This is a genomic window from Anaerorhabdus sp. (assembly GCF_036637135.1).
GTDB lineage: Bacteria > Bacillota_I > Bacilli_A > Erysipelotrichales > Erysipelotrichaceae > Anaerorhabdus.
Map to the genome: position 1 here is coordinate 1 of NZ_JAVWNC010000051.1, position 14,464 is coordinate 14,464.

A 14,464-nucleotide genomic window follows, 5' to 3' on the forward strand; every position below is an offset into this window, starting at 1 on the left:
AATAATAGGACATAATGAAATAATAAGTATAGGTGCATCTATATTGGTATTGAATGAGAATAAAATTCTTTTACAACTCCGCTCAGACACAAAAACATGGGGGATACCGGGTGGTGCAATTGAAATAGGAGAAACATTAGAAGAAGCAGCAGCAAGAGAATTAAAAGAAGAAACTGGATTAATTGCGTCAAAGTTTAAATTATTAAATGTGTTTTCTGGAAACAAGATGTTTATGGAGTATCCAAATGGTGACAAAGTATATACTGTTCCTGTTTTATATGAAGCTTTAGATGCAAGTGGAACACTATCTATCAATGATGATGAAAGCTTGGATTTAAAATATTTCAGTTTTGAAGATTTACCTATACTGGAACAAAGAGCACACTATATAATTGAATGGATTATTAAAAATAGAACGCTTTGTTAGGATTACATCATGCGATTGAATGAATTGTATATGGTGAAAAATAAGTGACTATAAAAGAGAGAAAATTAACTAGTTTTGACAGATTATGTTGCCAAACCACAACATTTCTTGATAGACTAGTTTTTATTGAAGAGAATATGTGAAAAAAATAACGAGGGAAGAATATGAAGTATACAATTAAGGAAATGGCAGATTTGTTGGCAGTGACCACACACAAACTACGATACTATGAAAAAATAGGGATCATTAAACCAGAAGTTAATGAAGAAACAGGGTATCGTTATTTTTCAGTAATTGATACGAGGCGTTTTAATCTTGCAAGATTATATCGAGGAATGGATTTTAGCGTTGAGGAATGCTTGGACTTGTTGAGTAATCATGATTCGAAAGATATTATCTCATCAATCCAAAATCAAAGACAAAAACTGATTGATGAAGTTTATTTTAAACACTTATGTATTGATGAAATGGAGAGGTATTCTCAATTTCTTTTAGATATACCCGGATTACTGAATACCGTAAAAGAAGTTGAACTAGAATCATATATTCGTATTGAGTTCTCAGATAATGAAAAAATTACAAAGGATAAAACAGTGCTAACCATACGAGATCATATCGTAGAATATGCACCGCTAGTAAGATGGGTAAGTCGCATTCCACGCTCCACATTAGAGAGAACGAGTGGATACTTGGAATATCATTATGGGGTTAATATGAGTCTTAAGAATGCAACGATGTTAGGTCTTAATTTAAATAATTTTGAAGTTGTAACAGGTGGTAAATACCTAATTACTGTTTTTAAGAAGAATAACGATCCAAACTTTGGATGGGAAACACTAACATTAATGCAATCCTATCTTAAGGAACATGGCATTGAGAATTATGATTTTGGTTTAAGCTCTTGTATCCATTCCACAATTGAAGATGGAATCATGGTAAATTATCATTATTTAGCTGTGAAAATTAATTGATAAAATATTAACAAAGTTCTTGACCTTAGAGTAAGGCTAACGTTTATAGTTATCTCTAGGAGGATAGAAACATGAAGAAATTATTCAAAGTTGCTTTAACTTTGGTATTAGCTTTCTCTCTAGTGGCTTGTGGTAGTCCAAAAACTACAGGTTATAAAGCAGGTACATATACTGCAGAAGCTGCTGGTATGAATGGTCCGGTTAAAGTAGAAGTAACAGTAACTACTGATAAAATTGAAAAAGTAGTAGTTACAGAACACAGTGAAACACCATCAATTAGTGATTTGGCGATCAGTGATATGCCAGTTCGTATCGTTGATGCACAAGGTTTAGGAGTTGATACAGTATCAGGTGCTACGATTACATCAAAAGCAATCCTTACAGCCGTAGAAACTGCAATGAAAGATGCTGGGGCAGATGTTGAAGCTCTAAAGAAAGTAACTTCTAAAGAAGTTGCAAAAGAAGAAGATAAAGAATACACAGCAGATGTTATCGTAATTGGTGCTGGTGGTGCAGGACTTGCTGCTGCAGTTACAGCTAATCAAGAAGGTGCTTCTGTCGTTGTAATAGAAAAAATGCCAAAAGTTGGTGGAAACACAATTTTAGCAGGTGGAGCATTAAACGCAGTTGATGAAGGTAGTGAAACTGCAATCGCTAATAATGACTCTGTAGAATTACACTACACTCAAACTTATGAGGGTGGAGACAAACAAGGAGATCCAGAACTTGTTGAAACATTAGTAACAAATGCATGGGATGGCGTTGAATGGTTACAAAGTTTAGGTATGGAATTCAAAGAAGGAACATTTACTGTTTTAGGTGGTATGTGGCCAAGAGCACACAAACCAGTTGAACCAGTAGGTACAGGTTTCTTTAATGCTTACCAAAACTACATTGATACAAATGAAAACATTGATTTATACTTAGAAACTACTGCAAAAGAATTCATTGTTGAAGATGGAAAAGTAGTAGGAGTAATTGCTGAGGGTAAAACAGGAAATAAAATTACATTACACGCAAACAATGGTGTCGTACTTGCTACAGGTGGATTTGGTAATAACGTAGAAATGCGTCAAGAATACAATACATTATGGGCAAATCTTGATGAAACAATTAAATCAACAAACCATGCAGGTGCAACAGGTGATGGTATCGTTATGGCACAAGCTATAAATGCTGAACTTGTACAAATGGGCAATATCCAATTATTACCTATGGGTGATCCTGAAACTGGTAGTTTAAGTGGTAACATTGAAATGGGTGTTGAAAACCGTATCTTCGTAAACGATGAAGGAAATCGTTTCGTTGATGAAGGGGCACGTCGTGATGTTATGACAAATGCTTTATTTGATCAACCGAATTCACACATGTGGGTTATTCTAGATAGCCATGATTATCCTACAGGTGATGAAGTGAATAACTTTAATGAATCAATCAATCAATTAGTTGAAGATGGACGTGCATTCAAAGCGGATACACTTGAAGATCTTGCAAAACAAATTGGTGTTGATCCAGCGAACTTAGTAAGTGCAGTTGAAGGATTCAACTCTCATGTTGCTGATAAATCAGCAGATGAATTTGGTAGAACACTTTACAATCAACCAATTGATCAAGGTCCTTACTATGCAGGTGCACGTGTACCTACAGTTCACCATACTATGGGTGGTGTTAAGATTAACACTGATGCTCAAGTAATTAATACAGAAGGCAATGTAATCCCTGGATTATATGCTGCTGGTGAGGTAACTGGTGGTATTCATGGTGCTAACCGTTTAGGTGGTAACGCATTAACAGATACTGTCGTATTTGGTCGTATTGCAGGTTCATCTGCAGCACAAGCTAAATAATTGAAATAGCTTCTTCCGTAGGCATCTTACTAGAAATAGTAGGATGCTTTTATTTTGATAGATACTTACAATAAAATATGGAATGAATGTGATAAACTTGTAATAAGAAATAGAGGTAAGTAGATCATGAAAAGTGTGAATCTTATTGGTATTGGTAGACATGCAAAATTAAATATTATTCCTGCATTACAACATTTAGGTGTAACAATAGAATCAGTGACAACGCATTCAAAAGAAAAAGCATTACTTGAAATGCAACGTTGTGGTATTGTTGCGGATGTTTATGATGATATTGATGTCATGCTGAATGAGTCAAAGAGTGAGTATGTGATTGTAGTGGTACCAATGGAAGAAGCGAGTTCTTGTATAATTCGATGTCTTGAAAAAGGTAAGAAAGTATTTACTGAGAAACCTTGTGGGTTAGATAACAAACAAGCTCAAGCAATTTATAATTGTTCTAGAGATACCCATATTCCTGTTTTTACAGGCTATATGAAACGATATGCACCTGTTTATACCATGATGAAGGAACATATCAAAAAAGCGGATATGGGGCTTGTACGCTCATTTAATGCACATTTCAATGTTGATGCAAGTGCCTTTTGTAAAACCGACAAAGACTTTATGTTTGCAGTCGCTAGTCATTATCTTGATTTAATACAATTCCTGTTTGAAGATATTCAAGATATACATGCAATTAAAAACACACAAGGTAAAGGTGTCTCCTATATTCTTACCATGGTAATGAGTAATGGGATTATAGGTACACTCTCACTCGAAAATCGTGCTCCATGGACTAGAGAAAGTGAAGGAATCACATGTACAATGGATGGTGGATTTATTCAAAGTAATGAACTTAATGAATTCATACTACACAAGAATTGTTTGGATAATGATTGGAAAACATTGAGTGAACAAGACCTTGTATACAAAGAAAATTATTCCCCTGCATCAGGTACATTAAAGGATTTATATCTACGTGGTTTTGTACAAGAAATAGAAGCGTTCGTTAACGATGAAATTCAAGATATAGATAATAATATAAAATTAACACTTGTACTTGAAAACATAATCCAAGAATTAAAAAATGGTGATCACTAGTCACCATATTCTATTATCGGCATTAAAATATTGACAATGAATTTATTTTCATCATATGTGAAAGTAATTGTACCGTGTAGATCTTCAATCACACGTTTTACATTGTTGATACCATAACCATGATTCTTATCTTGTTTTAAAGATAAAAGTTGATTATCAGATTGCTTAATTGACCCATCAAATGAGTTTGTAAGTGAAATAAACAACTGTTCTTTATAAATGTTCATCTTTAACTCAATGTATTTATTACTCACACGTGATGTTGCTTCAATCGCATTATCCAATAAGTTAGAAAGTATTATACATAAATCCAAGTCAGGGATATCAAATTGATTGGGAATAAGAATATTATAATCAAGGTTAATATTATTCTGTTTACATAATAACATCTTTTGATTCAACAAAATATCAACGGTATTATTTCCTGTAAAGACAAGGGATGATATTTGTTGAATATTCTCATCAAAACGGTTGATATAATCCAAAGCATATTGAATTTGATTGTTTTGTAGGTAACCACGAATCATACTTATATGATTTTTTAAATCATGTTTTATAGAACGTATTTCTTGATTATACGCAGATAATTCTTTGAAGTGTTGTTTTTGTAGTTCCATTTGTTGACTCAGTAATTCCAAATGGAATGTTTTTTCACTGTTGTAGTTTAGTTGGTCCACCATGAAGAATAAGAAAAAGGTATAGAAGAATAACAAAACAGAGATATCGATATAAAGCATAGATGAACTCTCTTGATTTAATACATTCATACTTAAACATAAATTCATTAGTGGAAAGATAAATAAGATGAAATCTATACCATATTGTGATGTTTTATTTGTTAATTGTCTTGTGTATAAGATTAAACAAATCATAAACAATACAATAATGCAGGCAACCAGTTGAGTCATCGGATTTAGTACAAGTTCAAATACATTGTTTGGAAAAGGAATATGATTAGATTCCAGGTAAATTAATGCAGCTGATAATTTTGCAGCGTAATTTAATGTAACAAATAAACTCGTTGTGATTAGTTTGGTACGCAAGTCATTGTAGTAAAGAAAAATACTAATGGCTAATGCAAAAACAACATAATACAAAACAGTTGAAAAGAAATGAAAGTCAATAATATAAGTAAATAATTGAAATAGAAAGTAAGCAGTTATTGCAATGTATCTTTCTTTAACTAAAGCATCTTTTTTAGATAGCAGGTTATCTAAGATAAAGAAGAAAAGAAAGGTTTCCAGTATTGCAAGGAATATAGAAAATAAGAAATTCATCGGTTTTGTATGTATTGCATGAGTGCATCATGTACCTGCTTTGACTTGTGCTTACTCAATAAAATTGTATCGTTGTTATCCAGTGTAATAACATCTTTAAAAATATTCTTTATATATTTTAAATTTACAATAAAACTCTTATGTACCCGCATGAATCCATAGGGTGCAACACTTTCTTCCATTTCACTTATTTTACCATTCATAGATATTTCACTTGTTTGAGTATGAATAGTAAGTGTTCGTGATAGGGATTCAATATAATAAATTTCATTTAGTTTTATTTTGGTAATACCATGCAGATTATGGATAGTTAAGGTTAATGAATCATTCTTTTTTAGGTTTAAGATGATGTTATTTACTTCTTTCAGAAATTCATCTTGTTGAAGTGGTTTTGTATAATATCGTCTCGCGTTTACTGTATATCCTTCTACAGCATATTCTAATGTAGAAGTAATGATTAAGATTTCAACATCTTGATCAACTTGTCGTATATATTTTGCAGTATCTAAGCCATTCACTTTTTCCATTAACATATCTAATAGTATGATATCAAATCGTTCATTACGATTGTACGCATCAATTAAGTTTTGTCCATCATGAAAACAAATGAATTCACATTCATTTGCGTTGTTTAGTTTTTTTAAGCATTCTAAAATCCATTTTGCATCAAATGGATTGTCATCGACTATTGCTATTCTAATCATTAAAATCCCCTTATATATCATACAACAAAGTGAAAAAAATTGTTGAACTGATTAACCCCAATTATGACAGTGAAAACCCCAATTCTCAATATCAACTTGTATTTACAATGTAAAAAGAATAAAACTTGAATAACCGGTAAATATTATGTACATAAATTAAAAGAAAAGGGAGAAGATGGATGACAACGAATGATACAAAAATGAAGAAGACCTTAACCAATTGGAATTTCTTCACCATCGGGTTTGGTGCCATTATTGGTACTGGATGGGTTTTACAAGTAGGGGACTGGATGGACAAAGGTGGAGGTCCAGTTGCTGCGATTATTGCATTTATCATTGGAGCGATTTTCTTGTTACCAGTAGGTGCAGTATTTGGTGAATTAACAAGTGCAATTCCAATTTCAGGGGGAATTGTAGAGTATGTAGATAGAACATTCGGTAAACGATTATCTTTTATAACAGGTTGGTTCCTTTCTTTAGGAAATGGTATCTTATGTCCTTGGGAAGCAATTGCAATTTCAAAACTAGTAGGTATGTTAATCCCTCAATTAAAGATTATTCCTTTATATACTATTATGGGATTTACAGTTTATTTACCACCGCTTTTAATATCATTAGCATTTGCATGTTATGTAATTCGTCTAAACTTTAAAGGTGCATCATCTGCCGCTAAGTTACAAGGATTCTTAACAAAAATGTTATTGGGTGGAATGTTAATTGCAATGGGAGTTTCACTATTTACAGGTGGACCTCATCATTTACAACCTATTGTATCCGAATCAAATGGAAATAACTTAATACTAGGTATTATCCCAGTATTAGTAATGACTCCTTTCTTCTATGCAGGATTTGATACAATTCCTCAACAAGCAGAAGAAGCAGCTGAAGGATTGGACTGGAAAAAGTTTGGTCAAGTTATCTCTTTAGCATTACTTGCAGCAGGAGTATTCTACGCATGTTGTATCTATGCATTTGGTACTATTGTTCCTTGGAATGAATTTGTAGCGTTAGGAGCAGATGGATCAGTTCCAGCATTAGCCGTATTAAGAACAATCAATGGAGTATTCTTTGTAGTGATGATGTGTATAGCAATATTAGGGCCACTAGGACCAATGAATTCTTTCTTTGGTGCAACATCACGTATCTTACTTGCAATGGGGCGTAAAAAGCAATTACCAGAATCATTTGAGAAACTTGATAATAATGGGAATCCAGTAACTGCAAATACATTGATGGCAATTCTTACATTAGTTGGACCTTTCTTAGGTGGTAATATGTTAATCCCATTAACAAATGTAAGTGCATTAGCATTTATCTTTGCTTGTTTCATGTGTTCAGCAGCTTGTTTAAAAATGAGATTTACAGAACCATCTTTAAAAAGACCTTATTCAGTTCCAGGAGGAAAATTTGGTATTATACTCGCATGTCTTGCATGTTTATGCATTATTGCACTTATGGTACTACCATTCTCACCTGCTGCATTATTACCAGTTGAATGGTCAATTGTAATTGGATGGTTGATCTTAGGACTCGCATTTAATCTTTTATCAAATAGAACAAAAACAGTAATTCAAGTCGAAGAAGCAGAATAGGAGGACAATCAAATGTCAAAAATCGCATTCGCACATGGTTTATTAATTGATGGTACAGGTAAAAAAGAAATAAATGATTCACTTGTTTTAGTAGAAGATAAGAAAATAGTTTATGCAGGAGAGTTAAAAGAAATTCCTGCAGGTTATGAAGTAAAAGACATTACTGGTAAAACAATTATGCCAGGACTTATTGATAGTCATTTACACTTCTCAGGTAACTTAACAGATGATGACAGTGATTGGGTGTTAGAAGATCCAATTCAAAAAACAGTAGTTGCAGTTCAACAAGCACATGAATGTTTGGAACGTGGGTTAACAACTGTAGGTGAAATTGGACGTTCAGGTCTACAAATTCGTGACATGATCGAAGCTGGTGTTATGAGTGGACCACGTGTTGTTGGTACAGGATTAGGTTTTTGTAGAACTGCAGGACATGGTGATTCTCACAAACTTCCTCAAAGCTACAACAATGATTCACATCCTTGGGCTGAAAGAATTGACGGACCTTGGGATCTTAGAAAAGCAGTTCGTCGTAGATTAAGAGATAATCCAGATGCAATCAAAATTTGGTCAACAGGTGGTGGTATTTGGCGTTGGGATCAAAAACTTGATCAACATTACACATTAGAAGAAATTCAAGCTGTAGTGGACGAATGTAACATGGTGCATATTCCAGTTTGGTCTCATGCAGAAGGTTATGGAGGAGCTTTAGATTCATGTAAAGCAGGTGTTCATTTAATTATTCATGGTCAAACATTAAATGATGAATGTTTAGACATCATGGCAGAAAAAGGTATCTACTTCTGTCCTACAATCCAATTCTTAAATGAATGGTTTAAAACATATGAACCTCCTTATATTCCAGAAGTTCATGATAAGTTCCCTGGTGCTACTGTTGCGGAAAAAGAATTAAATCGTGTATATTCAAACCTACGTCGTGCAAAAGATAAAGGAATCGTACTTACTATCGGTTCTGATTCATTCTGCTCAAGCTTAACTCCTTATGGAACAACAGCAATCGGTGAAATGTATTCATTCAATGAAAAAGCTGGAATCGATCCAATGGATGTTATTGTTGCAGCTACAAAGAATGGTGCAGACATGTTAAAAGTGGGTGATATTACTGGAACACTTGAAGAAGGTAAATTCGCAGATTTATTAGTTATTAATGGAAATCCACTTGAAAACATTCGTGCTATCGCAGTAGATAACATGGATGTCATCATGAAAGAGGGTACAATCTACAAAGGTTAATAGAGGGTGATACTTTGAAAAAAGTATCACTCTTCTTTTAATTTGAATAAAGATATGAAAACACTATTATAATTCAAATAAATCGTTATTCATGACAAGGAAAAGATTTCGATTTAGAATAGGACTATGGAGGTATTATTGTGAAAACAAATTCTTATTTTGATGGAGGGTTACTTGGACTTATTGGAGTAAATCTAATTACTGCTCTTGTATCAGTGATCACGTTTGGAATTGCGTTTCCTTGGTTGATTTGTTATAAATTAAGTTGGGTTGCTAGACATACAGTAATTGAGGGTAGAAGACTTAAGTTTGTAGGAACCGGTATGAGTCTATTTGGACATTGGCTAGCTTGGCTATTACTAACTATTATTACATTAGGTATATATGGATTTTGGGTAGTAATTAAAATGAAACAATGGGAAGTATCAAATACAATATTTGAAGAAGTATATTAATATAACTACATTCTAAAATATACCCTATGTCATTGACATAGGGTATATTTTAAAATTGCAATTGTCCAAAAAAACATGACACAAATATAAGAAACTTTTGATAATTGTTTTACTATTTTGTTTGACAGCTGCATTTGGGATTCTATCTTAAGAGAATTTTCTTTACAGTCAATGCAATTTATCATTCAAACACTTATGATTAAAAAAAGAAGTAATAATGAATTAAAGACAAAATAATTAATATAGACATGGCTTGGAATTAGTCATGTTTTATTTTGGGTTGACAAAAGTTCAATTGAATAGTACAGTTAATACAGATAGTACACATAGTACAGATTGGAGGTCGCAATGTTTCTTATACGGATTCAAGGCAGTGAGCCTATATTCATTCAAATAAAAAACCAAGTTAATAAGTTCATTGAGATAGGTGTATTAAAACCAAATGATAAATTACCTTCAGTACGTAATTTAGCACAAGAATTAGGTGTTAATCCAAATACAGTAGCAAAAGCTTACTTAGAACTTGAACAAGAAGGAATTGTATATACCCTAAATAAAAAAGGTGTTTTTATAAGTGAAGGTAATGCAACGGATAATCATTCAAATCAACTTATTCAAGAATTTAGTCAAATTACAGAAATTTGTTTAAAAAACAAGATCTCAAAAGATGAATTAATCAAACTCATAAAAGAAATGGAGAAATAATATGTTAAAAATTAAAAACTGCTCAAAATCAATTCAAAATTTCGAAATACTAAAAGAATGTAACTTGGAGTTAGATTCTGGAAAAATCATGGGTCTTGTGGGTGTTAACGGAGCTGGTAAAACAACCCTATTGAAATGTATTGCGGGTATTTATGACTTTGAAGGATCAATAACGTTGAATGATGAAATTATTTATGAAAATGAAAAAGTCAAATCAAAAGTAATGTATGTTCAAGATAGTAATATTTTTCCTAGAGATGCGACGATAAAATCTATGGTTGATTTGTATAATGAATTCTATGATTTTAATGAAAGTCTGTTTAGAAATTATATCCATCAATTTAATTTAGATGAAAACAAGAAAATATCCTCTTTTTCAAAAGGTATGCAACGTCTTACTGCATTGTGCTTAGCTTTTGCAGCAGGTCCTGAATTGTTATTACTTGATGAAGCTTTTGATGGCTTAGATCCCAAATCTAGATTACAAATTAAGAGAATATTAATTAATGAACTAGATGAGTCTAACATGTCTGTTCTTATATCTTCTCATGCACTAAGAGAACTTGAAGATATATGTGACGACTTCGCAATATTAGATAAACATATCTTATCGAAAGGTAACGTAACGGATTCAATCGGTAATTTGAATCGTGTGCAAGTCGTATATGATAAAGAAATAGATGTACTCAATTCCTTGAATGATTTTGAAGTTGTTGATTATAAACAAACTGGAAATGTACATGTAATTGTAGTTAGAGGAAACATTGAAGATATAGAAGTGAAATTAAATGAAAATAACCCAGTGTTTTTAGAAAAACTAAATGTATCCTTTGAGGAATTATTTATCTTTTCAAACAAGGAGGTAGAATGAGTGAAAGAAAAATATTTTAGATATTTAATTAAGAATAATAAAACAGCTTTATTTATTATTATGTTGATTGGATGCATATTACTTCCTATTTTTACAATAGCAATGAAAAGTGAAGTATCAATAGAAGTATTATGTAGTTATATCGTAATTATCTCAATTCTATTACCCCTTATATATTTATCATATATTCATAAAAAGGATAATATTAATTTTAACTTGAATCTCCCTATAAACAAAACAAATATTTGGATTACAAGGGTAGTATTTGTGATCTTAATAATTTGGATTCAAATTGTATTGAATGTATTATTACTATATCTATTTTCTCCAATATTAGAATTTATTAACCAAGATCCTGTGAAGTTAATGATGATGACATCAATCCAAATAACAATTATTTTATTATTTGGATCCTTCGTTTTAGTGTCGATAATGGCATGGATTATATCAAAGTGTAACAATGTAATTGATTCTATCTTTTGCAGTTTAGCATATTTAGTTTTACCACTACTTTTCGTCTTAGCAATAAATATTTATATTAATTCGAATTCTATATTTTTAGGCATGTTATTCATTGAAGTATTTTATCGAGGATTTTCACCAATTACATTAATAGGATTAACAGTTTTTAATTTATTGGGAACAAGTCAATTCATCATTATTTGGATATTGCAGTTTATTTATATCGTCATTGGATTTATCTGTTTTGTTGCATCGATAAAAGAAGCGAGCAAACATAGGGCAGAAGAAGCAGGTGAAAATACAAATAAATTCTATCTATTCCCATTGATTGCTGTTCTATCTTCATTTTCTCTCATGCTGATTCAAATAAATCAGCAAGTCATATCATTTCTTTTCATTTTCATCTTCTTTATTGGTGTAATCAGTTTAGGAAAAAGAAAAGTCCACATGACTAAGAAAAATGTAATTACATTTGTTTTATTAGCTTTAGTTGTAGTAGGATTTAACTTTGTTTTTCATAAAACAAGAGGATTTGGATTAGAAAAAAAATTAGCTTTTCATCTTCCGATATATACAAAATATACAATAAATGAAGTAATTCAGAATAAAGACCCAAATAAAGGACCTACAATTAAGTATTTTAGAAAAGAATTATTTAGTGAACAAAAAGAAATAATCAAAGAATATATGGATGATTACATTGATCGTTATCATGAGGACAAAAATGCAACTCTTGTTGAGTTTGCAAATATAAGAGGGCAAATTATGATTAATTCGCTATATGATTATTCAAATGATAAGAAAGAATTAGGTTTCTATATTAATCTAAATGAGGATGATTTTAATAAAATTTTTGAACATTTAGAACAAAGTGGATTCAATACCCAAGATACATATTAATCAACTTATAAGGTTATAGAAAATTTATTTCAAACAAGGAGGTAGAATAAATGAAAGATAGTTATTTAAGATATTGTATTAAAAGTAATATAACAATAATAACAATTATTGGATTAGTTGGTTGTATATTTGGACCTATATGTTTTGCAGTATTAAAGGATATTGGTTCAATTCAACTCTTTGCAGGTTACATTGTTATGATGGCAATACTTTATCCAATTTTCTTCTTATCATATATACATAAAAAAGATGAAATCAGTTTTAATTTAAACTTACCTTTAAATAAACAAAGTATTTGGACAACACGTTTTATTCTTTCGTTAGCTCTACTTTGGATACAAATATTTGTGAATATGATTGTTTTATATATTATTCTTAGTAATCAAGCTAATTCAAGTATGAATATATCCTATTTATTACAAGGCACAATTATTTTGTTTGTTGGAACATTTTCAATACAATCTATATGTGCTTGGATTATATCAAAATGCAATAATGTTCTCGACTCTATAATTTGTATAATTTCTTATATGTTTATCCCAATTCTACTTTCATTCGCAATTTATTTATACTTGTATTCTAATACATTATTTATAAATGATGTATTTCAGCTCATAAGTAAGTCATGGTTTTCACCAGTAACGTTAGTCTATGAGATGATGGTTTTAGGATATAATAGTAATAGTTTCGCATCATCGATGATTTTGTGCTTAGGTATATTCTTTGTTATTGGTTGTTTATGCTTTGTAGAAACTAGAAAAAAAATAGCATATCACAAAGTTGAAGATGCTGGAGAGCTTACAACAAAAAAATATTTTTATCCATTGATTGCTGTGTTATTGAGTCTTTCATTTATGATTATGCAAGTTACTCATGAACTCATCTCTTTCTTCTTTATTATGATTCTATTCTTTGGAATTCTTAGTTTAGGCAAAAGAAAAATTACAATCACTAAACAAGCGATAATTACTTATTTGATTTTGTTGATGATGGTCTTTGGATTTAATTTGATTTTCCATTCGACTAATGGATTTGGTCTTGAACAAAGTTATTTATTCAATAATGGGAGCAGAACAAAGTTTGTATTACAAGAATTAAATGGGCTTGAAGAAAAAAGTATGATGCCTAAATTTGCAAGATACACAACTGAGTTCACTCCTGAACAAGTTGATATTTTGGAATCATTCGTAAATGATTATATAAAACGATATCATGTAAATAAATATGAAGTATTAGTGCGCTTTGATGAAGCTAAAGGTTTATTAGCAATTAACTCAATTTCAGAAGATAATACAGAAAATCGTTTTGGTGGCGGAATACTAGAACTTGGTGAAGAGGACTTTGCTAATTTAAAGAAAATGCTAGAAAATAGTAATTATGATTTTACAGAATATGTCGTAGAATAGGTGTAAAGAGTGTGCTAAACTTATTTCAAGTGAGGTAATTCTTTTGATGAGAGATAAGGAAAAAACTTTAGGTAATTTAATTGATAAATGTAAAACGGCTTTTATAAGTTATGTTGATCCGGATGGGTTTCCAATTACTAAGGCAATGCTTGCGCCAAGAGAAAGAATGGGAATAACTGAATTCTATTTCACGACAAATACATCATCCAATAAAGTGAACTACTTCAAAAAGAATAACAAGGCAAGTATTTATTTTGTCGATAATCGTTTCTTTAGAGGAGTTAGTTTAATAGGTACAGTGGAAGTATTAGAAGATCAAGATTCTAAGAAAAGAATTTGGCAAGAGGGAGATACCATGTATTATCATGGTGGTGTCACTGATCCTGACTATTGTGTATTAAAATTTACCGCAACAAAAGGTAGATATTATTCAAAGTTTACCAATGAAGATTTCAACATAGAAGAGGTTTAGTCAAACTGAACCTTTTTTAT

General features: G+C 31.3%; 14 protein-coding genes. 12 read left to right on the plus strand and 2 right to left on the minus strand.

Features of this window, described 5'->3' with window-relative positions:
• From RR643_RS09070 to RR643_RS09085, 4 genes are all read left to right on the plus strand, one after another.
• On the plus strand, positions 1-427 hold a 427-nt coding region (locus RR643_RS09070), incomplete at its 5' end, for an NUDIX hydrolase (protein ID WP_332483015.1).
• 164 nt (positions 428-591) lie between these two features.
• Complete coding sequence (locus tag RR643_RS09075; RefSeq protein ID WP_332483016.1) at positions 592-1,398, plus strand: MerR family transcriptional regulator; 807 nt, start codon at positions 592-594, stop codon at positions 1,396-1,398.
• Between the two features lie 71 nt (positions 1,399-1,469).
• Complete coding sequence (locus RR643_RS09080) at positions 1,470-3,245, plus strand: flavocytochrome c (protein WP_332472584.1); 1,776 nt, start codon at positions 1,470-1,472, stop codon at positions 3,243-3,245.
• A gap of 126 nt (positions 3,246-3,371) precedes the next feature.
• On the plus strand, positions 3,372-4,346 hold the full coding sequence (locus RR643_RS09085) for a Gfo/Idh/MocA family protein (protein ID WP_332483017.1): 975 nt from the start codon (positions 3,372-3,374) through the stop codon (positions 4,344-4,346).
• Here the strand turns inward: RR643_RS09085 and RR643_RS09090 are convergent.
• Together RR643_RS09090 and RR643_RS09095 are read right to left on the minus strand one after the other, a co-directional pair.
• On the minus strand, positions 4,343-5,623 hold the full coding sequence (locus RR643_RS09090) for a sensor histidine kinase (protein WP_332483018.1): 1,281 nt from the start codon (positions 5,621-5,623) through the stop codon (positions 4,343-4,345). The two genes, RR643_RS09085 and RR643_RS09090, sit on opposite strands and share 4 nt — an antisense overlap.
• On the minus strand, positions 5,620-6,327 hold the full coding sequence (locus tag RR643_RS09095; protein WP_332483019.1) for a LytR/AlgR family response regulator transcription factor: 708 nt from the start codon (positions 6,325-6,327) through the stop codon (positions 5,620-5,622). Before RR643_RS09095 ends, RR643_RS09090 begins: the two co-directional genes overlap by 4 nt.
• A 179-nt stretch (positions 6,328-6,506) precedes the next feature.
• On the opposite strand from RR643_RS09095, the gene RR643_RS09100 reads away from it, so the two are divergent.
• The 8 genes from RR643_RS09100 (at position 6,507) to RR643_RS09135 (ending at position 14,444) form a co-directional block, all read left to right on the plus strand.
• The gene (locus tag RR643_RS09100; RefSeq protein ID WP_332472580.1) at positions 6,507-7,919 is read left to right on the plus strand and encodes an APC family permease; all 1,413 of its coding nucleotides are present in this window, start codon (positions 6,507-6,509) and stop codon (positions 7,917-7,919) included.
• Positions 7,920-7,931: 12 nt separating this feature from the next.
• On the plus strand, positions 7,932-9,173 hold the full coding sequence (locus RR643_RS09105) for a metal-dependent hydrolase family protein (RefSeq protein WP_332472579.1): 1,242 nt from the start codon (positions 7,932-7,934) through the stop codon (positions 9,171-9,173).
• A 140-nt stretch (positions 9,174-9,313) separates the two neighbouring features.
• Positions 9,314-9,628: a DUF898 family protein gene (locus tag RR643_RS09110; RefSeq protein ID WP_332472578.1), complete on the plus strand. Its 315-nt coding sequence runs from the start codon at positions 9,314-9,316 to the stop codon at positions 9,626-9,628.
• Between the two features lie 348 nt (positions 9,629-9,976).
• Positions 9,977-10,333, plus strand: coding sequence for a GntR family transcriptional regulator (locus RR643_RS09115; RefSeq protein ID WP_332483020.1), 357 nt, complete (start codon positions 9,977-9,979; stop codon positions 10,331-10,333).
• 1 nt (position 10,334) lies between these two features.
• On the plus strand, positions 10,335-11,204 hold the full coding sequence (locus RR643_RS09120) for an ABC transporter ATP-binding protein (protein ID WP_332483021.1): 870 nt from the start codon (positions 10,335-10,337) through the stop codon (positions 11,202-11,204).
• Positions 11,205-12,566 (plus strand): hypothetical protein, encoded by a 1,362-nt coding sequence (locus RR643_RS09125; RefSeq protein ID WP_332472575.1) that lies wholly within the window; start codon positions 11,205-11,207, stop codon positions 12,564-12,566.
• Between the two features lie 50 nt (positions 12,567-12,616).
• Positions 12,617-13,972, plus strand: a complete 1,356-nt coding sequence (locus tag RR643_RS09130; RefSeq protein WP_332483022.1) for a hypothetical protein — start codon at positions 12,617-12,619, stop codon at positions 13,970-13,972.
• Between the two features lie 46 nt (positions 13,973-14,018).
• Entirely contained in the window at positions 14,019-14,444 is a 426-nt protein-coding gene (locus RR643_RS09135; RefSeq protein ID WP_332472588.1) for a pyridoxamine 5'-phosphate oxidase family protein, read from the plus strand.
• Positions 14,445-14,464 lie beyond the last annotated feature (20 nt).